General features: G+C 62.3%; 18 protein-coding genes and 1 CRISPR repeat array. Of the genes, 10 read left to right on the forward strand and 8 right to left on the reverse strand.

Translation table 11 applies throughout. From position 1 onward, the window contains the following. Positions 1–7 precede the first annotated feature (7 nt). From AT959_RS19560 to AT959_RS19570, 3 genes are read left to right on the forward strand one after another with little or no spacing between them, the layout of a single operon-like run. Positions 8–925: a recombination-associated protein RdgC gene (locus AT959_RS19560; protein ID WP_066887191.1), complete on the forward strand. Its 918-nt coding sequence runs from the start codon at positions 8–10 to the stop codon at positions 923–925. Further along, complete coding sequence (locus AT959_RS19565) at positions 922–1,326, forward strand: YchJ family protein (RefSeq protein WP_066887194.1); 405 nt, start codon at positions 922–924, stop codon at positions 1,324–1,326. The genes AT959_RS19560 and AT959_RS19565 overlap by 4 nt, the downstream gene beginning before the upstream one ends. Before the next feature lie 39 nt (positions 1,327–1,365). Then, on the forward strand, positions 1,366–3,042 hold the full coding sequence (locus AT959_RS19570; protein WP_066887197.1) for an ABC-F family ATP-binding cassette domain-containing protein: 1,677 nt from the start codon (positions 1,366–1,368) through the stop codon (positions 3,040–3,042). Between the two features lie 200 nt (positions 3,043–3,242). On the opposite strand, the gene AT959_RS19575 is transcribed toward AT959_RS19570, so the two are convergent. Further along, positions 3,243–4,145 (reverse strand): LysR family transcriptional regulator, encoded by a 903-nt coding sequence (locus AT959_RS19575; RefSeq protein ID WP_066887529.1) that lies wholly within the window; start codon positions 4,143–4,145, stop codon positions 3,243–3,245. Positions 4,146–4,284: 139 nt separating this feature from the next. On the opposite strand from AT959_RS19575, the gene AT959_RS19580 reads away from it, so the two are divergent. From AT959_RS19580 to AT959_RS19590, 3 genes are all read left to right on the forward strand, one after another. After that, positions 4,285–4,884: an FMN-dependent NADH-azoreductase gene (locus AT959_RS19580; RefSeq protein WP_066887200.1), complete on the forward strand. Its 600-nt coding sequence runs from the start codon at positions 4,285–4,287 to the stop codon at positions 4,882–4,884. Positions 4,885–4,952: 68 nt separating this feature from the next. Next, positions 4,953–5,819 (forward strand): pirin family protein, encoded by an 867-nt coding sequence (locus AT959_RS19585; protein WP_066887203.1) that lies wholly within the window; start codon positions 4,953–4,955, stop codon positions 5,817–5,819. A 220-nt stretch (positions 5,820–6,039) separates the two neighbouring features. Beyond that, positions 6,040–6,966 carry a VTT domain-containing protein gene (locus AT959_RS19590; RefSeq protein WP_066887206.1) on the forward strand — a complete coding sequence of 309 codons (927 nt, stop codon included), beginning with the start codon at positions 6,040–6,042 and terminating at the stop codon, positions 6,964–6,966. 28 nt (positions 6,967–6,994) lie between these two features. On the opposite strand, the gene AT959_RS19595 is transcribed toward AT959_RS19590, so the two are convergent. Beyond that, positions 6,995–7,603, reverse strand: coding sequence for a YIP1 family protein (locus AT959_RS19595; RefSeq protein ID WP_066887209.1), 609 nt, complete (start codon positions 7,601–7,603; stop codon positions 6,995–6,997). Between the two features lie 300 nt (positions 7,604–7,903). On the opposite strand from AT959_RS19595, the gene AT959_RS19600 reads away from it, so the two are divergent. Continuing rightward, positions 7,904–8,989, forward strand: coding sequence for a DUF3616 domain-containing protein (locus AT959_RS19600; protein WP_066887212.1), 1,086 nt, complete (start codon positions 7,904–7,906; stop codon positions 8,987–8,989). Positions 8,990–9,219: 230 nt separating this feature from the next. Here the strand turns inward: AT959_RS19600 and AT959_RS19605 are convergent, their stop codons facing one another. From AT959_RS19605 to AT959_RS19630, 6 genes are all read right to left on the reverse strand, one after another. Continuing rightward, positions 9,220–10,434 (reverse strand): Fic family protein, encoded by a 1,215-nt coding sequence (locus AT959_RS19605; RefSeq protein WP_083518519.1) that lies wholly within the window; start codon positions 10,432–10,434, stop codon positions 9,220–9,222. Positions 10,435–10,609: 175 nt separating this feature from the next. Next, positions 10,610–12,522: direct repeats of the CRISPR family, unit length 37 nt; unit sequence GTTGTAGCTCCCTCTCTCACCCCGGAAAGCTACAATC. Positions 12,523–12,585: 63 nt separating this feature from the next. Continuing rightward, complete coding sequence (gene cas2 / locus AT959_RS19610; RefSeq protein WP_066887217.1) at positions 12,586–12,894, reverse strand: CRISPR-associated endonuclease Cas2; 309 nt, start codon at positions 12,892–12,894, stop codon at positions 12,586–12,588. A 27-nt stretch (positions 12,895–12,921) separates the two neighbouring features. Continuing rightward, positions 12,922–13,824, reverse strand: coding sequence for a type II CRISPR-associated endonuclease Cas1 (gene cas1 / locus AT959_RS19615; protein WP_205629973.1), 903 nt, complete (start codon positions 13,822–13,824; stop codon positions 12,922–12,924). Then, the gene (gene cas9, locus AT959_RS19620) at positions 13,811–17,158 is read right to left on the reverse strand and encodes a type II CRISPR RNA-guided endonuclease Cas9 (protein WP_066887219.1); all 3,348 of its coding nucleotides are present in this window, start codon (positions 17,156–17,158) and stop codon (positions 13,811–13,813) included. The genes cas1 and cas9 overlap by 14 nt, the downstream gene beginning before the upstream one ends. Positions 17,159–17,387: 229 nt before the next feature. Then, on the reverse strand, positions 17,388–18,512 hold the full coding sequence (locus tag AT959_RS19625; protein ID WP_066887222.1) for an MBL fold metallo-hydrolase: 1,125 nt from the start codon (positions 18,510–18,512) through the stop codon (positions 17,388–17,390). A gap of 100 nt (positions 18,513–18,612) precedes the next feature. Beyond that, complete coding sequence (locus tag AT959_RS19630) at positions 18,613–19,620, reverse strand: LysR family transcriptional regulator (protein WP_066887225.1); 1,008 nt, start codon at positions 19,618–19,620, stop codon at positions 18,613–18,615. A 137-nt stretch (positions 19,621–19,757) separates the two neighbouring features. Between AT959_RS19630 and AT959_RS19635 the strand changes: the two genes are divergently transcribed. The 3 genes from AT959_RS19635 to AT959_RS19645 all read left to right on the forward strand — a co-directional run bounded on the left by AT959_RS19635 (position 19,758) and on the right by AT959_RS19645 (position 25,064). After that, entirely contained in the window at positions 19,758–20,588 is an 831-nt protein-coding gene (locus tag AT959_RS19635) for an alpha/beta hydrolase (RefSeq protein WP_066887228.1), read from the forward strand. 111 nt (positions 20,589–20,699) lie between these two features. Beyond that, positions 20,700–21,863, forward strand: coding sequence for an efflux RND transporter periplasmic adaptor subunit (locus AT959_RS19640; RefSeq protein WP_066887231.1), 1,164 nt, complete (start codon positions 20,700–20,702; stop codon positions 21,861–21,863). Between the two features lie 12 nt (positions 21,864–21,875). Next, the gene (locus tag AT959_RS19645; RefSeq protein ID WP_066887234.1) at positions 21,876–25,064 is read left to right on the forward strand and encodes an efflux RND transporter permease subunit; all 3,189 of its coding nucleotides are present in this window, start codon (positions 21,876–21,878) and stop codon (positions 25,062–25,064) included. Positions 25,065–25,075: the final 11 nt, after the last annotated feature.

Here is a 25,075-nt window from a genome sequence, read left to right on the forward strand (position 1 = left end):
CAGAATTATGTGGTTCAAGAATCTTCAGCTTTACCGTCTGCCGACGCCGTGGAACATCGACCTCGCCAAGTTCGAGGAACAACTGGCCCGCGCCCCCTTCGTCAAATGCCCGAGCAACCAGCCGATGTCGCGCGGCTGGGTGTCGCCGCGCCGTGACGGCGCGCTGGTCTTCTCGCTCGGCCGCCAGTGGATGATCGCGCTCAGCGTCGAACAGCGCCTGCTGCCGTCCTCGGTGGTCAATGAAGAGGTCAAGGAACGGGCCGAGGCGATGGAAGCGCAGCAGGGTTACGCGCCGGGCCGCAAGCAGTTGAAGGATCTGCGTGATCGCGTCACCGAGGAACTGATGCCGCGCGCCTTCACCCGCCGCCGCACCACCTACGTCTGGGTCGACCCGCAGAACGGCTGGTTCTGCGTCGATGCCGCCAGCCCGGCCAAGGCCGAGGAAGTGATCGAGCATCTGCGCCAGTGCCTCGACGAGTTCCCGCTGTCCATGGTCCATACCCAGGTTTCGCCGCAGAGCGCGATGGCCGACTGGCTGGCCGGCGGCGACGCCCCGGCCGGTTTCACCATCGACCGCGACTGCGAACTGAAGGCGGTCGGCGAGGAAAAGGCGGCGGTCCGCTACGTCCGTCACCCGCTCGACGGCGAGGAAATTGCCGGCGAGATCAAGGCCCACCTGGCCAGCGGCAAGCTGCCGACCAAGCTGGCGCTGACCTGGGACGACCGGATCTCCTTTGTGCTCGGCGAGAAGATGGAAATCAAGCGTCTCGCCTTCCTCGATCTGTTGAAGGACGAAGCCGAGAAGAGCGCCGAACGGGCCGACGAGCAGTTCGATGCCGATTTCGCGCTGATGACCGGCGAATTTGCCCGCTTCCTGCCGCAACTGATCGAAGCGCTCGGCGGCGAAGTCGTCGACACGCCGTGAAAGCCGGCGACGCCTGCCCCTGCGGCAGCGGCAGGCGTTATGCCGAGTGCTGCGGTCGACTGCATGAAAAGGGCGAAAATGCCCCGACCGCCGAGGCGCTGATGCGTTCGCGCTACAGCGCCTTCGTGCTCGGTTTGGCGGATTATCTGCTGGCGACCTGGCATGCCTCGACCCGGCCGGCCGAACTCGACCTCAGCGACGAGACCGGCACCAAGTGGCTGGGCCTCGATGTCAAACGGCACCAGCAGCAGGACGCGCAGCACGCCATCGTCGAATTCGTCGCCCGTTACCGGGTGGCGGGGCGCGGCCATCGTTTGCACGAAACCAGTCGCTTCGTCCGCGAGGACGGCCGCTGGTTCTATCTCGATGGCGACATCGACCCCGGCAGTTCCGCTGCCTGATTAGCGGGCCACTGGCCCACCTGAAGAAAAGAATTTCTCATGATCATCCTCAAGAACGTCACGCTGCGCCGGGTTTCCAAGGTGCTGCTCGACAAGGCCTCGGTCACCATCAATCCCGGTGAAAAGGTCGGCCTGGTCGGCCGCAACGGGGCCGGCAAGTCCACGCTGTTCGCGCTGCTCAACGGCACCTTGCATGAGGATGGCGGCGACTATTCGATTCCCAAGCAGTGGCGCATGGCGCAGGTGGCGCAGGACATGCCGGAAACGGCGCAGAGCGCCACCGACTTCGTCATCGACGGCGACACGACCTTGCTCGCCGCCCGCAACGAGGTGCATGACGCCGAAGCCAGCGATGACGGCATGCGCATGGCGGAAGCCTACATGGCGCTCAACGACGCCGGCGAGCACGATGCAGAAGCGCGCGCCCAGGCGCTGATCCTCGGTCTCGGCTTCAAGGTCTCGGAACTGCACAACCCGGTCGACAGCTTCTCCGGCGGCTGGCGCATGCGCCTGCAACTGGCGCGCGCCCTGATGTGCCCGTCCGACATCATGCTGCTCGACGAACCGACCAACCACCTCGACCTCGATGCCCTGGTCTGGCTCGAAGCCTGGTTGAAGCGCTACCCGGGCACGCTGATCATGATCAGCCACGACCGCGAATTCCTCGACGCCATCACCGGCGTCACGCTGCACATCGACAACGCCAAGCTGGTCCGCTACGGTGGCAACTACAGCAAGTTCGAAGACATGCGCGCCGAACAGATGCTGCTGCAACAGGCGGCGATGGCCAAGCAGGCCGACAAGATCGCCCACCTGCAGTCCTTCATCAACCGCTTCAAGGCCAAGGCCAGCAAGGCCAAGCAGGCGCAGAGCCGGGTCAAGGCGCTGGAACGGATGGAGAAGATCGCACCGGTGCTGGCCGATGCCGAATTCACTTTCGAGTTTCAGGAGCCGCAGAACCTGCCCAACCCGATGCTGTCGATGGTCGATGTCGCGATCGGCTATCCGCCGCCCGAAGACGCCCCGGCCGGCACGCCGCCGACCGTCATCGTGCGCGGCATCAACCGCTCGGTGCAGGCCGGCCAGCGTATCGGCATCCTCGGCGCCAACGGCCAGGGCAAGTCGACGCTGGTCAAGACCATCGCCCGCGACCTCAAGGCGGTGAGCGGTGAGGTCACCGAAGGCAAGGGGCTGAGCATCGGCTACTTCGCGCAGCAGGAGCTCGACGTGCTGCGGCCGCAGGACACGCCGCTCGAACACATGGTCCGTCTCGCCAAGGAAGCCATTGCCGCCGGGCGCAGCAACGTGCCGGGCCGCGAGCAGGAACTGCGCAATTTCCTCGGTACCTTCAATTTCGGTGGCGAGATGGTCAAGCAGGCGGTCGGCACCATGAGCGGCGGCGAGAAGGCGCGGCTGGTGCTGTGCATGCTGGTCTGGCAACGCCCCAACCTGTTGCTGATGGACGAGCCGACCAACCACCTCGACCTCAACACCCGCGAAGCGCTGGCCGTCGCCCTCAACGAGTTCGAAGGCACCGTGATGCTGGTCAGCCACGACCGCGCCCTGCTGCGTTCGGTCTGCGACGAGTTCTGGCTGGTTTCCAAGGGCGGCGTCGCGCCGTACGACGGCGACCTCGACGACTACCAGCAGTACCTGCTTGACGAAGCGAAGCGGGTTCGCGAAGAGGCGGCAGCGGCCCACAAGCTGGCCCGCTAGGGGAGCGCTGATATATTCAAAAATGTCATTCCCGCGCAGGCGGGAATCCAGAAAGATCAACGAACTGGACCCCCGCCTGCGACCGCAGGAAGTCCCTGTGGGACGCGGGGATGACGAATCTTTCAGCGTCTCCCTATCCGAATGGGCTGCTGGACCAGCCAAAGCGGAACCGATTGCCGGTTCCGTTTTTTTTCGCCTGATTATTGCCCTCTAGACAGCGTCGACCGCAGCATTTCGATGAAAGCCGTGGTTCTGGCCGGCACCAGTCGGCGGCCAGGCATTACCGACCAGATGGTGACACCGGGCAGTTGCCAGTCGGGCAGGATGCGCTTGAGCAGGCCGCGCTCGACCCAGGGGGTGGCAAAACGGTCGGCCAGGCCGACGATGCCCATGCCGTGCGTCGCCAGGTCGCGCTGCAGGCTGGGCGAATTAGCGGCCAGCGGGCCGTGCGGGGTGCCTTCCCAGAGCTCGGCGCCGCGGCTCAGGCGCCAGGGCAGGGCGTCACCGGTGCCGCCGATCATGCCGAGGCCGGCGTGCCGGGGCAGCTCGGCAGGGCTGACCGGTTCGCCATAGCGCTGCAGGTAGGCCGGGCTGGCGTAGAGGCCGTTTTGCAGTTCGCAGAGTTTGCGGGCGACCAGCGTGCTGTCGTCGGGCAGCCGGCTGGCGGCGCGGATGGCGAGATCGAAACGTTCGGCGATCAGGTCCACCCGGCGCGGCGACAGATCGAGTTCGAGGCGCACTTCCGGATAGCTGCTGGCGTATTCGAGCAGCAGCGGCGTCAGGTCCAGTTCGGCAAAATCCGGCAGTAGCGACACGCGCAGCACGCCGCGCGGCATGCCCTGGCGGTGTTGGGCCATGGCCGAGGCGGCTTCGGTTTCCTCGAGCAGGCGCTTGGCATGGTCGAGAATCCGTTCGCCGAATTCGGTAATCGTCAGCCGCCGCGTGCTGCGCGTCAGCAAGCGTTCGCCGAGTTTCGTCTCGAGTTGCGTGATGCGGCGCGACAGCGTCGATTTCGGCAGGCCGGTCCGTTCGGCGGCGCGGGCGAAGCTACCCGTCTCGATGATGTGGGCGAAGAGGATCAGATCGTTGGCATCGAGGCTCATGGCCATCCTTAATGTTCCATATTTGGAACAATGATACCCATTTCGACGGCTTCCGGACCACCGCTACGACCAATAGAATTCACTCCATGGTCTCGGCAACACCGACCCTGAACCCCACCCCGAACTGGAGAAAACGATCATGAAAATTCTGCAAATCAACGCCAGCGCCCGCTCTGCCGGTGCCAACTCGACCCGCCTGGCCGATGCCGTGACGGCCCGCCTGCTCGCCCAAAATCCGAACGCCAGCGTCGAGCTGCGCGATCTGGCCAGCCATCCGCACCCGGTGCTCGACGAACCGGCACTGGGCGCCTTGTTCACGCCGGTCGACCAGCGGACGCCGGAGCAGGCCGCCCGGGTGGCGCTCGACGACGCGCTGATCGCCCAGGTCCAGGCCGTCGATGCCATCGTCCTCGGCGTGCCGATGTACAACTTCGGCGTGCCGGTTCAGTTGAAGACCTGGATCGACGCCATTGCCCGGGCCGGCGTCACCTTCCGCTACACCGCCAACGGTCCGGAAGGCCTGCTCAAGGGCAAGAAGGTCTATGTCGCGCTGGCCCGTGGCGGTCTCTACCGCGACACCCCGGCCGATTCGCAGGTGCCTTACCTGAAGAGCGTGCTCGCCTTCCTCGGCCTGACCGACGTCGAGTTCATCTACGCCGAAGGCCTGGCGATGGGCGCCGATGCGGCGAGCAAGGCCTTTGCCGAAGCGGAGGCACATTTGGGTGCCTTGTTTGCCTAAACAGCCATCAGGGGCGCCGGCTGCCAAAGCCGGCGCCACCTTTCCGCAAACCGATCAGGAGCTGCATCATGACGACACTATCCTTCCGCACCGTTGAACGCCTCGTCCAGGGCATGCCGACTTCCGATGGCGCCGGTGTGCGCCTGACCCGCGTGCTGACTCAGAACCTGCAGCGTCGCCTCGACCCTTTCCTGATGCTCGACGCTTTCCGCAACGAGAATCCGGACGACTACATCGGCGGCTTTCCCGATCACCCGCATCGCGGCTTCGAGACGGTCACCTACATGATCGCCGGCCGCATGCGCCACCACGACAGCGTCGGCAACGAAGGCCTGCTCGGCCCGGGCGGCGCCCAGTGGATGACGACCGGCAGCGGCCTGATCCATTCCGAACTGCCCGAGCAGGAAGAGGGGCTGATGGAAGGTTTCCAGCTCTGGCTCAACCTGCCGGCCAAGAACAAGATGATCGCGCCGAGTTATCGCGACATTCCGCCGGCCGCCATTCCGGAATACCTCGGTGAGGACGGCGTCCGCGTCCGGGTCATTGCCGGGGCCAGTCACGGGGTGGAAGGTGCCGTCCAGCGCCCGGACACCGAGCCGCTCTATCTCGACGTGCACCTGCCGGCCGGCAGCCGCTTCGTGCAGCCGATTGCCGCTGGGCACAACGCCTTCACCTACACCTACCGGGGCAGCGTCAGCATCGGTGGGGTGGCGGTGCCGGATCGCCATATGGCCATTCTCACCAATAACGGCGCACCTGAACTCTGCATCGAAGCGACCGAAGACAGTCGCCTGCTGATCATTGCCGGGCAGCCGCTGAACGAACCGATCGCCCAGATCGGGCCGTTCGTGATGAACACCGGTGAGCAGTTGCATCAGGCAATGCGCGACTACCAGGCCGGCAAGTTCGAGGCAGCGGCGGTTCGCTCGTTGTGAACCAAGGTTCCGGCCGATGGTCGTAATGGGGTAATGCGCTTCAGTTAAGGCAATCCTTTTGGAATTTGTCGTTCCCGCGCAGGCGGGAATCCAGTCGGTGCGCGCCCCCTGGATTCCCGCTTATGCGGGAATGACGCTTAGCTGGACGGTGTTAATCGAAATGGGAAATTCTTCTCTAAACTGCAGCCACCCCTCTTAACAGCCGCGAAAGGCGCCCCCGATGGACATCTCCCAGCTCAGCGAATCCCTGCAGCGCGATGCCGTCTGGGTCGTCTTTCTCAACGTGCTGCTGCAGCAGATCGGCCTGCCGGTGCCGGCGGTGCCGACCCTGCTGCTGGCCGGCAGCCTGGCGGTCAGCTCCGGGCAGTGGGGCCAGGTGCTGGCGGCGGCCATCGTCGCCTCGGTGATCGCCGACTGGATCTGGTATCTGGCCGGGCGGGCCTACGGCTACCGCGTGCTGTCCGGCCTCTGCAAGCTGTCGATCAATCCCGGTTCCTGCGTCAGCCAGACCGAATCCCGCTTTGTTCGCTGGGGCCTCGGTTCGCTGGTCATCGCCAAGTTCATTCCCGGCTTCTCGACGGTGGCGCCGCCGATTGCCGGCTCCTTGCGGATGGCGCTGCCCGGCTTCCTGCTCGCTGCGGCGGCCGGCGCCGCCCTGTGGGCCGGGCTGGCGCTGGGCGCCGGCTGGGTGCTGCGCCAGGAAGTGCAGAGCGCCATTGCCCTGCTTGACCGCCATGCCGGCAATGCGCTGAGCGTGGTCGGCGGCCTGCTCGTCGTCTGGCTGGCCTGGAAACTGTGGCAGAAATACCGCTTCCGCCAGTTCTCGGCTGTGCCACACATCACGCCGGATGAACTGCTGGTGGCGATGGCTGGCGAGCAGCCGCCACTCGTTCTCGATCTGCGCGGCCACAGCATGGTGGCCGAAACCGGGCCGATCGTCGGCGCCACCGTCGCCGAACACGACCGTCTGCTCGATGCCGTCGGCGACTGGCCGCGCAACCGGCCCATCGTCACCCTCTGCGCCTGCCCGGAAGACGCGGGCGCCGTGCAGGCGGCACGCCGCCTGCTCAAGGAAGGCTATCTCTCGGTCCGCCCGCTGAAAGGCGGCTACGAAGCCTGGATAGCTGCGGTCGACCTCAATTCCTGAGCATTTTTGCTCAGGCGAGGCGGTCCGCCTAAATCATCTTCGACCAGACCCCCAGCATCATGCTGAGCGCCATGGCGCTGACCACCAGCAAGACGATCCAGGCCAGGATGCCGGCGCCGATCGCCATGTTGGCGATGTAATGCGCCTTCGCTTTGTCTTCGATGTGGAACAGCGGGCCAACCCCGTGCCGGATTAGCATGATCGAGGCAATCCATGCCACCGCGCCGACCGCGAGAACGAAGCCCAAGCTCGGCACCAGCAGCGACAGCGAGGCCAGCCACAGCGGTGCTGGCGCAATGGCGGCAAGCGCGTAGGCGCTGTCGTAGCCGGGGTCGTGGTCGCGGCTCATCGAAATGCGCTGCAGGAGCATGGCCATGTAGCCGACCATCAGAATCTGCGCGCCATAGAAAACGACGCCCGACACGACGAGCTGCATCGGCGTCAGGGCCGGAACCGAAAGCGGAAAGACGACGCCCGGGTGAACCAGTTCGGCGAAGGCATAGAGCACCGGTGGCAACAGCGCCATCGGCATCACCAGGCTCTTCAAGAACCAGCGCGCCGAGAAATGCGAGCGATCAATATCTTCCCAGCCCGTTTTTTCGGAAACGAGCATGCCGGGAATGTGAGACATCAACATGATCAACCTCCTTGACCCGCCGGAAACGCTGAGATCCACGCCGGAACTACGGCGATGGTCGGGTACAGCAGTTTAGACAGCAGGCGCGGGGCGAGTTCCGGGGGCGGCTGGGCGGGCTATTTGTGTGAACAGACCGAGCCGACGATTGGCTACTCGAAATCACAAACCCGCTGTTTTTTCCTGTTTGCCAATCCAGACAGTTATCGTGCAACGGGGGAACTAAAATTCCAAGCCGAGTCGAATACTTGCCAATTGGCTTTTGTTTCCGAGCAGGAAGCCCCTTGAGGAAAGACAAATTGCATGCCGAACAAACACATTAAAAATGCCATTCGTCTGGATTTCCCCCCGGAGGCTTTGGTGCATACCAACCTTTCCGGCGCGGCGTTTTCCGGTGAATGCTTGTGGGTTGCAGGCGATGAGGCCTGCAGCATCGACCGCCTGTGCCGCCTTGATCCAGCAGGAAGCGAATTGCTCCGCTTCGGCGATGGACTGAGCTTTCCGCTGTCGGAACTGCTGGACTTGCCCGGCGCTGTGGACGAGGAAGCCGACCTCGAAGGCATGGCCGTGGCTGACGGCTACCTTTGGGTAGTGGGCTCGCATGGGCTCAAGCGCAAGAATGCGAAGAGTGATCGGGACAACGCCGAAAACGCCAAGCGGCTGGCCAAGGTGACGCTCGACGGCAACCGCCGCCTGTTGGCCTGCCTGCCAATCGAAATGGATGACGCCGGTAAGCCCTGCCTTGTTCGAGAGACGAAAGATGGTCGCCTGGCACGACGGCTGAAAGGGGATGCCGAATCCAACCTGCTTACCGAGGCGTTGGCGGATGACCCTCATTTCGGGCCGTACATGGCCATACCCGGCAAAGATAATGGCTTCGATATCGAAGGGCTGGCGGTGGACGGCAAGCGCTTGCTGCTCGGGCTGCGTGGCCCGGTCTTGCGCGGTTGGTCTGCGCTGCTCGAAATTGCGCTCGAAACCAAGGGCGAAGAACTGCGGCTGGCGCCACTGGATGGTAGCGGCAGCCTGATCCGCAAGCATTTCCTGCAACTGGAAGGGCTCGGGATTCGGGATCTGCATTTTTCCGGTGATGACCTCTACATCCTGGCCGGGCCGACGATGGTGCTGGATGGTGATATCCGCGTCTTCAAATGGCCGAACGCCAAGTCCCTGCTCGCCACCAACCACGAACCGGTACGTTTCGAAGCCGCCCTGAACGAAATGCTATCCCTGCCCCACGGGCACGGCACCAATCGTGCAGAGGCACTTTGCCAATTGCCAACCGAGCTCGCCTCGCAAACGCCAAGCTGGCTGGTGCTTTACGACGCGCCCGGCCTTGACCGCAAGGATGGTGAATACACGGTTTTCGGCGATGTTCTTCATCAATGATTGAGCTTCGGCTCAACTTGGGAAGCAATAGGAAAACCGGGCTGCAGCGTTACAGACCCTTGATGTCAGCGATTTGCGTCCCACTGCTCCTTGGGGCGAGGTAGGTGACTAGAAGCTTCGGCTGACATCCAGGCGGTTACAGAAGTGCTTCTGTGTGATCTGAGAAGCAAAGCAGTCCTTAGGGGGGGCTACAAAACCCGGGGTGATTCACCTCGGGGTATTGTGGGGCATCAAAATCCGCTAAGGTTTGCGGCAGCCTCAGCTTCATCCAAGACGGAATCCAGCCCTGTATATAGGGCGTTAAGAACTTCATGGGACTGAAATACGCGGTTTCTTTTGTAGGTGTTGTTTGGACGAAGGATATCGAGTTCGACCAAGTCGTCGATCGCATCGTTTGCAGCAGGGAAGGTCACATCCAGTCGTTTAGACACCTCGGTTACCGTGACGACTGGTTGCCCGATTAATAAATCGACGACTTTCCAAATGGTGGCGTGCTTTCTTCTCTTTTTTGCAGCTAGCTGCTCATGCCATCCTATTTGAATGGATCGTAGATGCCCGAACAGTTGGACAGTGTGCTTTGCGGACGCAATTGAGCACTCCAGGAACAGCTTAATCCAAGGCTCCCAGTTCAATTTCATTTGAACACTTAGAAGGGCCGCGTAGTAATCCTGTTGACGTACTTTGAGGAAAGTCGCCAGATGAAGAGGGGGTTCTCCTGCCGCATAAAGCATTAGCGGAAGGAGAAGCCTGCCTGTTCGCCCATTGCCATCCAGGAAGGGGTGTATTGCCTCAAATTGGACGTGAGCGATTGGGGCTCTCATCAGAACGGAGACCTCTTTTACTCCCTCTGGTTCGTATTGGAGGAGTGAGACGAGGTCATCCAGCAATTGTGGTACTAGGTCTGCTGGTGGTGGAATGTAGTGTGCAGTCTCTAGCCGGGTACCAATATAGTTCTGTCGATCACGGGGGATTCCCGGTGTTGCACGTATTTGTCCTTTCATGAGTATGGAGTGGATCTGATTAATCAGTTCGTTGTTTAGAGCAGATTGCCCACGATCGGTAACCTCCTTGATGCCGTACATGAAGGCCCGAACGTAGGAAAGCGTCTCTTCTGCATCCTCGTCCTCAGGCAAGGAAGACGAGCTTGCTTCTATTTCATGAATGAGGAGGCCATCAAAACCGGTATGGGTACCTTCAATCTGGCTGCTGTCTACAGCCTCCCGTCTGTTAAGCATGTGGAATACGAGGCGTGCCATCTCGGGGTTTGCTTCGATCGTTGCCTTTAGGGCTTCCAGCTCTCGTCGCGCGAGTACAAAGAGTGCAGAACAGCTTGGTGCGGACACCGACGTTGGAACGGGTTCTGGAACAACAGCAAAGCAACCCGAGCGATCCGGTATCGCATGGCAGGTGTTTTGTAGACGGGGGTGAAGGTCAGACTTTCTCATGAAAGGAATAATAGCCTTTTACTTGCTAAGCGTAACTTTAGAAAGTATTAACATACCAAAGTTTGTTAAAGGATTTGAGCACCTCGGTTACTCGACCGGCCGCCAGGAAGCGGTCATTGACCATCACTAGAGGCTTAACGGCAGGTAAGTGGCAGATTGCCGCCTGATTCAGGACAATGTAGCTCCCTCTCTCACCCCGGAAAGCTACAATCTGGCTGGTCAGCGCCCCTTGCGCCCCGAGGGTTGTAGCTCCCTCTCTCACCCCGGAAAGCTACAATCGGAGATTTCCAGCACCGGCAGTTCCATCGGGTTGTAGCTCCCTCTCTCACCCCGGAAAGCTACAATCACCAGCTGAAAGAACTGATCGGTGAAAACCGTTGTAGCTCCCTCTCTCACCCCGGAAAGCTACAATCTGCCGCTTCGGCAGTTCGACGGCAGGCTTCGTTGTAGCTCCCTCTCTCACCCCGGAAAGCTACAATCGTCGACCCCAACGACAGCATTGTCCGCTACGTTGTAGCTCCCTCTCTCACCCCGGAAAGCTACAATCTGTCGACGTCTCGCCGACCCCTGTCACGGTGTTGTAGCTCCCTCTCTCACCCCGGAAAGCTACAATCCCGAAGAACAAGGGCCGCGAGTTCAATTCGGTTGTAGCTCCCTCTCTCACCCCGGAAAGCTACAATCTCTGGGCGATATGTTCCCACTGTGCAGACGGTTGTAGCTCCCTCTCTCACCCCGGAAAGCTACAATCCTTCCGTAAGTTATTCAGCAGGCGCAACTAGTTGTAGCTCCCTCTCTCACCCCGGAAAGCTACAATCCTGGCCAACTCGGTAGCGGCTTCCTTCGCCGTTGTAGCTCCCTCTCTCACCCCGGAAAGCTACAATCAAGCATCGAAACACCCTTCGAAAATATGAAGTTGTAGCTCCCTCTCTCACCCCGGAAAGCTACAATCCATCGGTGAGGTGTCAGTGATTAACGGCGAGTTGTAGCTCCCTCTCTCACCCCGGAAAGCTACAATCGTGAAAGAGGTGCTGATGCGGTCGGCCCGGGTTGTAGCTCCCTCTCTCACCCCGGAAAGCTACAATCGCCTACTGACTTCACCAGTCAAGGCCGAGCGTTGTAGCTCCCTCTCTCACCCCGGAAAGCTACAATCGCGGAGCGCCGCCGTTCTTTCCGCTCAGCTGTTGTAGCTCCCTCTCTCACCCCGGAAAGCTACAATCTAGGCGACGCGCATCCGTTGCACCTGAATGGTTGTAGCTCCCTCTCTCACCCCGGAAAGCTACAATCACGGCAAGGTGTCGAAGTCGGTGGTTGATCGTTGTAGCTCCCTCTCTCACCCCGGAAAGCTACAATCTGGTGTGCCGTAACCCATGGCGGCCTGAAGGTTGTAGCTCCCTCTCTCACCCCGGAAAGCTACAATCAAGAAGCCCTCCGACCTGGGCTACCTGAAGGTTGTAGCTCCCTCTCTCACCCCGGAAAGCTACAATCTCGCCGATGGGCCTGGCCGATAAGAAGTTCGTTGTAGCTCCCTCTCTCACCCCGGAAAGCTACAATCTCCATATCAAAGCAGCATCGTATAAATCGAGTTGTAGCTCCCTCTCTCACCCCGGAAAGCTACAATCGCCGACTGGCGGTCGGTGCCTGAACGATGGGTTGTAGCTCCCTCTCTCACCCCGGAAAGCTACAATCCGGGACGATAACGGGGTGCCAAAGTGGCAGGTTGTAGCTCCCTCTCTCACCCCGGAAAGCTACAATCCCGTTCAATGAGCTGATCAACCAGGTACGTGTTGTAGCTCCCTCTCTCACCCCGGAAAGCTACAATCGCCGCCGCTGCTCGAACTGAACTGGTTCAAGTTGTAGCTCCCTCTCTCACCCCGGAAAGCTACAATCCGGAAAAGAATGAATGCCGCTGCAAGGCAGGTTGTAGCTCCCTCTCTCACCCCGGAAAGCTACAATCACGGAGCGCCGCTGTTCTTTCGGCCCAGCTGTTGTAGCTCCCTCTCTCACCCCGGAAAGCTACAATCACGTCGCCGACCGCATCCTGGCCGCGCTCGGTTGTAGCTCCCTCTCTCACCCCGGAAAGCTACAATCTGACGCAATCGAAATTCCCGCCCGGCGTAAGCTGGGCGGGAATTTTTTTGTTTAAATCCGGGATCAAAACAGCAGCATCTGGTTGGCCGGAACCTTTTTTTCCTGAAAAAGGGGCATGCCGACCAGGAGGCGAATGCCGGCAAACTGCTTTTCCGTGACGGTCATACAGCGAATGGAGCCGGCGGGCGGCAGACTGTCGACCAGGCGCTTCAAATGTTTTTCGTGGTCGTCGTTGCCGTTCAGCAGTCGCGCATAGACGGACCACTGGATCATGTCGTAGCCGTCATTGAGCAGGAAGCGGCGAAATTGCACGTAGGCGCGCTTCTCGGTTTTGGTGACCATGGGCAGGTCGAAGAAGACGATGAGTCGCATGAAGCGTCGTGTCTCCAGTCCCATGCCTCAACATTCCAGCCTGTGGGCGTGCAAGCCGATCAAGGTGGGTAATTCCAGTTCGCTGTCGCCTTGCTCGAATAGTCGGGCGAGACTTTCGACTGCGTATTCGATGGCGGAAAGCGCGGCCATCTTGCCTTGCGGCATGCCGACATCAACGTTGAGCAAGGCGACCAACGCGGCTTTGTCTTGCGGGGCGAGATCGCCTTCTGTGGTGGCTGGGTGTTTCGCGACATGCAGGTCGACCAAGGGGCGGAAGGGTTCGATCAGGTCGTCGGCCAGATTGAAGGCATTTTGTTCGCTGGCGTGGAAGAGGCCGATAGGCGGGTGCATGCCGTGGGCGACCAGTCCGCGTGCGATGGCGCCGCGCAGCACGGCGTAGCCGTAGTCGAGCGCCGCATTGGCCCAGCGTTCTTCTGCGCGATAAAAACCTTGGCCGAAGAGTTGGGTGAAATAAAAGGCGGCGGCCTGACCTTCGAGGTTTTCCGTGTCGCCCGAGCGTACCCGTCGGACGTAGGAATCCATGCGGTCGACGCCATTTTTGGCACAAAAACGAAGAACGGCCGCCTGGTTTTCGATCTTGCGCCGGACGATATTGGCCCAGGCCTGCTTGGCCAGGGGACGGGGAATGTCCATCTGCTTGCGCATCAGACGGGTGGTGCGGGAATGCGCGAGAAATGGCAGGAAGACGCCGTTGGGTTGGTGGTTGTCGCCGGTGGCGTAGAGGCCGATGCCGTAGTCGGCGCAGGCCGAGAGCACCGGGTGGGTGAGCTGGATTTCACGGTGATTGAGGACAATGATGGCGATGTCCTCGAAGGGGACGAAGGCTGTCTGTTCCTGTTCGATGGCCAGGGAATAATGCTCCCGGCGCAGCTTGGCTGGCCGGGAAATCATCACGCTACGCCAGCCCACGACGCTTCTCCGGTGGGGCGGGGTAGATGTTGCCCAGGGTGTCGACGTGGAGTTTTTCGATTGAAACAGCCATTTTGACGCCGATGCTTTCGATGAAACCATCTTTGCCCACATTTACATTACGATCATGTGCCCAAAGATTTACTGCGCCAGTTGATCGATTGCAGCTGGAGTAATACCCAGAGTGGCTTTCTTTTTTTAGCTTGATGCGTAGGAGGTCGTTTGGATACAGCGAAAAACACCAATCAAAGCTGTCATCAATCAGCGTCCATTCATCTTCGTCCTTGAACGCGATAATCGCCCGATTCGGCAGCCCGGTCACACGGTGATGCACATAAACCGGCACCAGATGAAACTTGCCACCCTTGGTGAAAACATCCACCCGCAACATGGTGTCGTTCTTGGCAATGCCGCCGCGCACCGGGATGCCGGAGAGTTTGTCGATGACTTTGGTCACCGTACGAACGATCGGGCCGGTCGGGTTGCCTTCCTTGTCCGGCTTGCGTAGCGGATTGGTGGCCGGAAATGCCTTGTCGCCCTTGCCGCCGTGGGCTTCGAGGCGTTCGCGAATGGCCCCGTACAGCTTTGCGTTGCGGTGGGGGTCGGCGAGCAAGTCGATGTCTTTCAACGTCAGGCTGGTGAGTGCAACCTTCTGCGTAACGCTTCCGTTTTTCTTCAATTTTTCCGGTTGACCGTAGATGGTGTCCTTGTGCGCTGCGCCACCGTTGCGGCGTTGCGGTGCGCGGGAAACGAATAGCGGTTTCAGCACCTTGAGTTCCTCTTCGCTGTAGCTACCCAAACGCGCCATTTCCTCCCGCAACAATTCCGGCGAGTCGATCTTCAGGCGGGCTTCGAGTTCGTGCCGGAAGTAGGGCCACGGGTCGGGGAAGTGTTCGCGCAGTTGCTGGTGCATGGCCGGATTGACGATCTCGCCGGTTTCGATATCGACGAAGCCATCGCGCACCTGCTCTAGTTCGCGGGTACGCGAGTAATTGGAAAGGCGCTGAACCATGCTGTGGCTGCATGCGGCGACAACGGCGGCATCGAGGGCGTGGTGGCGGTCGCTGTCGGAACGAACCTTGAGCAGTCCCCAGCGGGCGCGCAGGAAATTGGTCAGTTGGCCGCTAACGACGACACAGCGTTTGGTCTCGCTGCCCTCTGCAAGTTTCAGGTGCTGTTCGACGTAGTTCTTGAAGAAGCGGCAAACATAGCGGGTGTCGTTCAGGTTGCGTTCGCGAAACTCCTCGGATTCCTTGGCACCGAAATCCTTGCGTAGCAGCCGGGTGCGCTTGGCCAGTCGATAGGCCTTGTTCGATTCAACGAACGAAACGAAGCGTTGCCAGCTTTCGCTGTTCTCGGCTCCGCCCAAATACTCGTAGGGGGTACGGTTGCCCTTGTCGCGGTTTTCGCGGGTCAGCACCAGAACCTTGTTGTTCTTGCTGTCGTCGAAACTGCGTGAGTAGGGCAGGGCGTGGTCGATTTCCGTCGAGCCATCGAGGAAGATTTCGGCGACATTGCCCGACGCGGTGAGCGGCCTTTGGCTGTAGGCGCATTGGCCGTTCTGTTCCCGGTACAGGCGCCATTTTTCGAACTCAAGACCTTTCGGCGGGTGGCCGAATAGCTCGCTGAATTGTTCCCTGTCACGCTGATTCCTGGCCTGGTATTCGTCCTGATCCTTCTTGATCTTGTTGCGCTCATCGAATGGCCGGGACAGGTCGCGGGCCATTTCGATATGAACCGCCGACGGCGAGCCATAGCGCCGGATGATGGCGTTGACCACCTTGCGTGCCTGATTCAGCGAGCGCAGAACGACGGGGTTGCGCGGAATGTCGGCATCCTCGGCGAAGATCATCCGACCATCGCCGTCTCGGCCGTCGTACAACGGTGGCAGATATTTGTGTTCGCCTTCGCCGACCTTGAGCAACTGGCTGTGGTGATAGCCGGCCTGAACGCAGGCCTCGTCGTAGCGCAGGCCTTGCTCCATGTGCGGCACGATGGCGCGCAAGGCTTTCAGCGACAGGGAGTGGAATTTGTCGAAACGGATGTTGAGCAGGGCTTCGGTCAGCGCCTGGGGATTGGGCAGGGCCAGCTTGGCGAGTTCGGCGCGGACTTCGTCGTCGTCCTTGTATACGCTCAACACCCAGGCGATTTTGTCGAAAATCTCTGGTTGACCGCAGAGGGCATCCCCTGCGAGTTTTTCCCACTCGTCGTTGAGGCCGCCCTTGGTGAGCGTTTGTCGTAGTTCATGCCAGGCCGGGATTTTGACCAATGTGGCCGATTCCGGGTCTTTGGCCTTGCCTTCAGCCTTTTGTGCCTCGGTCGGGTAGGCGAGGCCGGTGAATTTGAAACCGCCGGCTTCCAGCAGCCCGGCTTTGGCGAGCGCGCTACCAAGCTGTTTATAGGTCAAGTCGCCGGCCTGCCGATAGGGCAAGGGCAGGCAGAGTTGGCGCTCCTGCTCGGTGAGCTGGCGGGTAACGCCGTCGGTGACGATGCGCAGATTGTTCAGGCGCGTCAGCCAGACATGGCGTTCGGCGGTGAAGCTGGCTTTGGGGGCGCGGTATTCGCCTTTCTCGAAGGTGCAGGTACCGAGCATCTTGAGCAGGTCGGTGCCAGCCAGGGCCGGTTTTTGCTGCCAGAACAATCCGCTCTTTTTGTCGCCGTTGCCGAGGATGGCCGTTTCCAGTGCGCCGGGGGTATGCAGGTTGCCGTATTCCCTTTGCTGGGCGAAAAGTAACGCCAGTTCCTTGGCGAGCAGTTCCCGCGAAAGTGCTTTTTGGTATTCGCCTTGCTTGTTGCGCTGCGCCTGCGGGAATTCGGCCAGAACCATTTCAGCCGCACTGCGATAGCCTTTTTCATCCATCAGCTTGGCCGTACCGGCCAGCCCCTGTTTGACCTTACCCCCTTCGCTCTTGCTGTCGCCTTCGGCCTGCTTCGCTTCGGCGCGGCTGATCCAGTGAAAACCCCGGTGCTTGCACAGGTGGTAAATGACGCGTGCCCATTCTTCGTCGTTAAGTCGGCGGTCGAGGCCATCGACCCGTAGTTGCCAGAGAGATTTTGAGAAAGGCAGCTCAGGCTTGAACAGTTTGGTGTCGGCGATGAGGCCCTCGCTTTTCAGCTGGCGAGCTAGTTTCTTCAGTCGCCACGTCCGCCGGAACAAACGTCGCCGCATCAGGCGCGCATTCCGTCGGGCAAGATTCAGGGATTCGCCTTCCTTGGCGGTTTCGGCTTTATCAAATGCCCGCACCCCCAAGTCGAGGATGTGGGTTTCTCCGAAGGCGCACCAGCCAACCGAGGCGATGCCAATGTCCAATCCGATGGTATATGTCGCACTCATGATTTGCGGTTTGTTATTCAAAGTGCGTAGAATAACGCCATGTAGCTTTCCGGGGTGAGAGCCGTTGCTACAATAAGGTGCCCCTTCGGGGGCGACCGAATCCGGCCCGGCAGGGAAACCTGCCGGGCCTTCCTTATTCCGACCTCGGTATTCGTCACTAATCACGCAGTTGCATCTGATGCTGCCATCGCTGCCCGGCAGCAGAAGCGATATGCCCGCCTCGTACCGACTACCCTTGCCGCCAAGGCAAGCCGTGGTAGCGCCAGCCGCCCTTGAAGCCCCGATGGGCGTGTTCGTCAGGTTCGCCTTCGAAGCCTTCGAGGATGTTGTAGGCCTCAAGTCCGAGTTCGGTCGCACAGGTCGCGGCGGCGATTGAGCGAACGCCGCTGCGGCAGAGCATCAGTGCTTTCTTGCCGGCCGGAATGGCCAGGACCAGTCCATCGGCAAAGCCGGTGTTGACTGCCATGCCCGGCCATTGTTTCCAGGGCAGCGCCACGGCGCCGGGCACGAAGCCGACCCACTCGCGTTCGGCATCGGTACGCACATCGACCAATACTGCGTTACCGGCTTGCCACCATTGGTAGGCGAGTTGAGGCGAGATGTCTCCGGCGTAGCTGTTGGCGGGGCGAACGCCATGCAGTTCGCCGCCGCCGGCATCGTGGCGGTGGCCAGAGGCCAGGTTGGCCGGTACGGCTTCGTCGATTCGGCGGGGGCGAGGCAGGTTCAGGGAGTTCATCAGTTGGACGAATTCCGCTTTGGTTTTGCCGGCAATCCGGACGTTGCCCAGTTTTTCCGCGCCGATCGTCGTGTTGCTGCGGCCCTGGTAGTCATGCCCCGGCCAGACGGTCGTTGCGTCGGGCAGGGCAAACAGCACCCGGGTCAAGCTGTCGTAGAGCGCTTCCGGACTGCCGGACTGGAAATCGGTCCGGCCGCAGGCATTGATCAGCAGCGTGTCGCCAGTAAAGACATGGTGCCGCCAGAGATAGCAGGTGCTGCCGGCGGTGTGGCCAGGGGTGTGGAGGGCCTGGATTTGTTCGTGGCCGAAGGACAGCACGTCGCCATCGTTGATTTGCATGGCGGCGGTCGTAATGCCGCAGCCGGCCGGTGCTGCCGTGCGCGCCCCGGTGTGCTCGGCCAACAGCCAGGCGCTGGTGATATGGTCGGCGTGGCCATGCGTTTCGACCGCCCAGACCAGTTTGATGGCGTGCTCAGCGAGCACGGCGAGATCCCGTTCGAGTTGTTCGTCGACCGGGTCGATAATCAGGCCTTCGCGCGACACCTGATCAAACAGGATGTAGGTGTAGGTACTGGAGGCGGGATCAAAAAGCTGGATCAACTCGGGAGGCGAGCCCATTGTCCATCTCCTTTGCAAAGCGGCATTCCCCATCTCAAGCGAGAGAGGCGCACTCCAAGTTAGTGCGGATTTTTCGGCCGAGGTTCAGGCCGCGTGGCGGCTAACCGGTCTGCTCCGCGATATTCTGAAAGGCGATTTCGGTGCGGAACGTGTTGTAGCCGGTCTTGGCGTTGTAGCTGCATTCGCCGCTGCCGTGATCGACGCCGCCAAGCAGGGGGCAGGCGCCGAACAGCTCGGCCACCCAGTCGACAAAGGCACGGACCTTGGCCGACAGGTGGCGGTTCTGCATGTAGGCCACTGAGATCGGCATCGATGCCGGCGACAGCTGCGGCAAGACTTCGACCAGCGCCCCCGATTCGAGATGCGGCAGGACCATGAAGCGCGCTGTCTGGATCATGCCGAAGCCCTGCAAGGCACAGGCGACATAGGCTTCGATGTCGTTGACCGAGACGTTGCCGCGCATCGCGACCGGGACGGACTGACCGTCGACGATGAAGTCCCAGTCGAAGTTGCGGCCGGTGCGGTGGGAGAAATATTGCACGGCGACGTGGTGCTGCAGGTCGTCGATGCCCTGTGGCACGCCGTAGCGCTCGAGGTAGTCCGGCGTGGCGCAGCTGATCAGCTTGAGGGCGCCGATACGCCGGGCGACCAGCGTCGAATCCTGCAACTCGCCGACCCGGATCACGCAATCGACCGCCTCGCGGACCAGGTCGACCATGCGGTCGCCCATGCCGATGACCAGCTCGACTTCCGGATAGCGGGCGTGGAACTCGCTGAGCCGGGGAATCAGGATCAGGCGGCCGATCGGCGACGGCACGTCGATCCGTAGCCGGCCTTTCGGCCCGCGCGCCACGTCGCGGAAGGAAGATTCGGTTTCCTCGACCTCGCCGAGGATGCGGGCGCAGTGCTCGTAGTAGGCGGCGCCATCCGGCGTCAGGCTCAGCCGCCGCGTCGTACGGTTGAGCAGGCGCACCTGCAACAGCGCTTCGAGGTTCTGGATGATGGTCGTTACCGTGGCCCGCGGCAGGCCCAGATGCTCGGCGGCCTTGGTGAAGCTGTTGGCATCGACCACCCGGGTGAACACCTGCATGGCTTGAAAACGGTCCATCGTCGCCCTTCCTGAATCAATACGATTGTTTGCTGGTACTGAATAGTATTGTCGAAATTTGTGTATTTATCCAGCCGAAAACAACACAGAAAATGGCGCCATCCCAATTTACGGCAGGTCCACCTGCCCCGGATGCGATGCCAATCAGCCCTTCGACGACCCAGCAGAAGCCGCAAGACCTGAGCATTGCCGGCCCGGCCGGCCCGCTCGCCCTGCGCCTCTACCGGCCGGGCCGGGCGCCGGTCGGGCTGCCCGTCGTCCTCTATTTCCACGGTGGCGGCTTCGTCGGCGGTAGCCTGGACGATGCCGACGCCGCCGCCAGCTTCATCGCCGAACAGACGCCGGCCCTGGTTGTCGCCGTCGATTACGCGCTGGCCCCGGCCCGGCCTTTTCCGGCGGCGCCGGAAGACGCCCATGCCGCGGCGCTGTGGCTGGCCGAACATGCCGCCGAACTGGGCGGCGACGCGGCCCGGCTGGCGGTCGCCGGCGACGATGCCGGCGGCAACCTGGCCGCCGCCCTCACGCTGATCGCCCGCGACCGCAACGGCCCGGTCATCGCCGCCCAGGCGCTGGTCGGGCCGATGCTCGACCCGAGCATGAGCCGGCTCGGCGATGGCGCCCGCCTGAACTCCGACCTCAGCGCCGCGACCTGTGCCGACTGCTATCGCCAATACCTGCCGCAACCGCGCCAGCGCCTGCATCCCTACGCTTCGCCGCTGGTCTCGGTACGGCAGGCCGGCCTGCCGCCGGCGCTGATCGTCACCGCCGAATGCGACGTGCTGCACAACGAAGCCGAGAAATACGCCGCAGCGCTGATCGCCGCCGGCGTGCCGACCCAGGTCGTGCGCTTTGCCGGCGTCAACCACGCCAGCTTGGTCGCGCACCGGCCGGCCCTGGCCGAAATCGCCCATTTCCTGCGCCGCCGGCTATGGGATGGCGCGGCGCCGGCGCATCCGCTCAATTTGTAGGATCAGGCAAGGATTGGCGACGAACAGGCTGCCGCCCCGGACGCCGCTCCGCCTACCCTGGCTCCCGATAAAAACAGAACTCCGTCTTTCAAAACTTCCAGAGGATTCATCATGCCCCTACGCCAAAAACGCCTCGTTCTCGCCGCCGCCCTGGCTGGCCTGTTCACGCTCGGCGGCGGTCTCGCCGTCTATCACGGCCAGGCCGGCGCCGCCCCGGCCGCTGCCACGCCCGCCGCCGCGATGGTCGATGTCGCCGAAGTTGCCAGCCGCGCCGTCACCGAATGGCAGCAGTATTCCGGCCGCCTCGAAGCGGTCGAGCGGGTCGAGATCCACCCGCAGGTCTCCGGCATCCTGACCGCCGTGCATTTCAAGGATGGCAGCCTGGTCAAGAAGGGCGAGCTGCTGTTCACCATCGACCCGCGCCCCTTCGCCGCCGAAGTCGCCCGCGCCGAAGCCCAGTTGGCGGCGATGGATGCCCGCGTCGCCTACACCGCCAGCGACCTGGCGCGCGGCGAACGGCTGCTGGCCGAAAACGCCATCGCCCGCCGCGATTTTGACGAGAAGCAGAATGCCGCCCGCGAAGCCAAGGCCAACCTGCAGGCGGCCAAGGCGGCATTGAACGTCGCCCAGCTCAATCTCGAATACACCCGGATCACGGCACCGATTGCCGGCCGCGTCTCGCGCGCCGAAGTCACCGTCGGCAACCTGGTCGCGCCCGGCAACGGCCCGGCGCTGACCTCGCTGGTCTCGGCCGACCGCATCTACGCCGCCTTCGATGTCGATGAGCAAAGCTACCTGAAGGTGGTCAACGGCAGCCAGGGCAAGGCGCTGCCCATCCATCTCGGGTTGGCCGACGACGACGGCTATTCGCTGGAAGGCAAGCTGAGTTCGGTGGACAACCGCCTCGACAGCAGTTCCGGCACCATCCGCCTGCGCGCCCTGGTCGATAACCCGGACGGCAAGCTGCTGCCCGGCCTTTATGCCCGCATCCGGCTTGGCGGCGCCAGCCAGCGCGACGCGCTGCTGATCGACGAGAAGGCCGTCGGCACGGACCAGGCCAAGCGTTTCGTGCTGGTCGTCGGCGACGGCAACCAGACCGCCTATCGCGAAGTCCGGCTGGGCAGCGTGCAGGACGGCCTGCGCGTCGTCGAAAGCGGCCTCCAGGCGGGCGAACGCATCGTCGTCAACGGCCTGCAACGGGTCCGCCCCGGCGACCCGGTCACCCCCAATCTCGTCCCGATGGGCGGCGCCGCGCCGGCTGCGGCCAAGGGCTAAGGACTCCCTGCCATGAACATTTCAAAATTCTTCATCGACCGGCCGATCTTCGCCGGCGTGCTTTCCATCCTGCTGCTGCTGGCCGGCGTGCTGGCGCTGTTCCAGTTGCCGATATCGGAGTACCCGGAAGTCGTGCCGCCCTCGGTTGTGGTGCGTGCCCAGTATCCCGGCGCCAACCCCAAGGTGATCGCCGAAACCGTCGCCTCGCCGCTCGAAGAGTCGATCAACGGCGTCGAGAACATGCTCTACATGCAGTCGCAGGCCAACAGCGACGGCAACCTGACGGTGACGGTCAACTTCAAGCTCGGCGTCGATCCCGACAAGGCGCAGCAACTGGTCCAGAACCGCGTCGCCCAGGCCTTGCCGCGCTTGCCCGAGGATGTCCAGCGCCTCGGCGTGACGACGGTGAAAAGCTCGCCGACGCTGACCCTGGTGGTGCACCTGATCTCACCCGACGACAAGTACGACGCCACCTACCTGCGCAATTACGCGGTGCTCAACATCAAGGACCGGCTGGCCCGCCTGCAGGGGGTCGGTGAAGTCTCGGTCTGGGGCGCCGGCAATTACGCCATGCGCGTCTGGCTCGACCCGCAAAAGGTCGCCCAGCGCGGGTTGACCGCCAGCGAAGTGGTGCGCGCCATTCGCGAGCAGAACGTCCAGGTCGCCGCCGGCGTCATCGGCGCTTCGCCCAGCCAGCCGGACACGCCGATGCAGTTTTCGGTCAACGCCCAGGGCCGCCTGCAAAGCGAAGAAGAGTTCCGCGACATCGTGCTCAAGGCCTCGCCCGACGGCAGCGTCACCCGCCTGGCCGACGTCGCCCGCGTCCAGCTCGATGCCGCCGAATACGGCCTGCGCTCGCTGCTCAACAACAAGCCGGCGATCGGCATGGGCATCATGCAGTCGCCCGGCGCCAACGCCCTCGACGTTTCGGCCCAGGTGCGCGCCACCATGGCCGAACTGGAAAAGGATTTCCCGGCCTCGGTCGAATATCGCATCGAGTACGACCCGACGCAGTTCGTCCGGGCCAGCATCAAGGCCGTCGTCCATACCCTGCTCGAAGCCATCGCGCTGGTCGTGCTGGTCGTCATCGTCTTCCTGCAGACCTGGCGCGCCTCGATCATCCCGCTGCTCGCCGTGCCCGTCTCCATCGTCGGCACCTTCTCGCTGATGCTCGGTTTCGGCTATTCGATCAACGCCCTGTCGCTGTTCGGCATGGTGCTGGCGATCGGCATCGTCGTCGATGACGCCATCGTCGTCGTCGAAAACGTCGAGCGCAACATCGAGGCCGGGCTGACCCCGCGCGAAGCGACCTACCGGGCGATGCGCGAAGTCAGCGGGCCGATCATCGCCATCGCCCTGACCCTGGTCGCCGTCTTCGTGCCGCTCGCCTTCATGACCGGCCTGACCGGCCAGTTCTACAAGCAGTTCGCGATGACCATCGCCATCTCGACGGTGATCTCGGCCTTCAACTCGCTGACCCTGTCGCCGGCCCTCGCCGCCCTGCTGCTCAAGAGTCACGGTGCCGAGCCGGACTGGCTGACGCGGCAGATGAACCGCTTCTTCGGCCGTTTCTTCGCCGCCTTCAACCGCTTCTTCGGCCGCGCTTCCGAGAACTACGGCCGCGGCGTCAGCGGCGTGATCGGTCGCAAGGCGTCGGCGATGGGCATTTATGCCGTTTTGCTCGGGTTGACCGTCGGCATCTCCTATCTGGTGCCCGGCGGCTTCGTGCCGGCCCAGGACAAGCAGTACCTGATCAGCTTCACGCAATTGCCGAACGGCGCCTCGCTCGACCGCACCGAGGCGGTGATCCGCCAGATGGGCGAGGTCGCCCTGGCCCAGCCCGGCGTCGAAAGCACCATCGCCTTCCCCGGCCTGTCGATCAACGGCTTCACCAACAGTTCCAGCGCCGGCATCGTCTTCGTCACGCTGAAACCCTTCGCCGAGCGGCAAAGCCCGGAACTCTCGGCCGGTGCCATCGCCGGCGCGCTGAACCAGAAGTATTCGGCGATCCAGGAAGCCTTCATCGCCGTCTTCCCGCCGCCGCCGGTGATGGGGCTGGGCACGGTGGGCGGCTTCAAGCTGCAGATCGAGGATCGTGGCGCCATCGGCTATAGCGAACTCAACGCTGCCGCCAACGCCTTCATGGCAGCCGCTGCCAAGACGCCGGAACTGGGGCCGATGTTTTCCAGCTATCAGATCAATGTGCCCCAGCTCGACGTTGATCTCGACCGCGTCAAGGCTAAGCAGCAGGGGGTTTCGGTGACCGACGTCTTCGACACCATGCAGATCTACCTCGGTTCGCTCTACGTCAACGACTTCAACCGCTTCGGCCGCACCTATCAGGTTCGCGCCCAGGCCGATGCGCCGTTCCGCGCCCATCCGGAGGACATCCTGCAACTGAAGACGCGCAACAACCAGGGCGAAATGGTGCCGCTCTCCTCGTTGGTCAAGGTCCGCACCACCTTCGGCCCGGAAATGGTCGTCCGCTACAACGGCTACACCGCTGCCGACATCAACGGCGGCCCGGCCCCCGGCTACTCCTCGGCCCAGGCCGAGGCGGCGGTCGAGCGGATTGCCGCGGAAACCCTGCCGCGCGGCGTGCGTTTCGAATGGACCGACCTGACCTACCAGAAGATCCTGGCCGGCAACGCCGGCATCTGGGTCTTCCCGATCAGCCTGCTGCTCGTCTTCCTGGTGCTGGCGGCGCAGTACGAAAGCCTGACCCTGCCGCTGGCGGTGATCATGATCGTGCCGATGAGCATCCTGGCGGCGCTGACCGGCGTCTGGCTGACCGGCGGCGACAACAACATCTTCACCCAGATCGGGCTGATGGTGCTGGTCGGGCTGGCCTGCAAGAACGCCATCCTGATCGTCGAGTTCGCCCGCGAACTGGAAATCCAGGGGGCGACGCCGCTCCAGGCGGCGATCGACGCCAGCCGGCTGCGCCTGCGGCCGATCCTGATGACCTCGATCGCTTTCATCATGGGCGTCATCCCGCTCGTCACCTCGAGCGGCGCCGGCTCGGAAATGCGCCACGCGATGGGCATCGCCGTCTTCTTCGGCATGCTCGGCGTGACCCTGTTCGGCCTCTTCCTGACCCCGGTGTTCTATGTGCTGCTGCGCACGCTGGACAAGCGCCACAAGCTGCATACCGCCGCCCCGCATGAAGCGCCCATCGCCCCCGCCCATAGCGCGGCCTGAAGCCCAGGAGA

This window comes from Dechloromonas denitrificans (assembly GCF_001551835.1).
Taxonomy (GTDB): domain Bacteria; phylum Pseudomonadota; class Gammaproteobacteria; order Burkholderiales; family Rhodocyclaceae; genus Azonexus; species Azonexus denitrificans.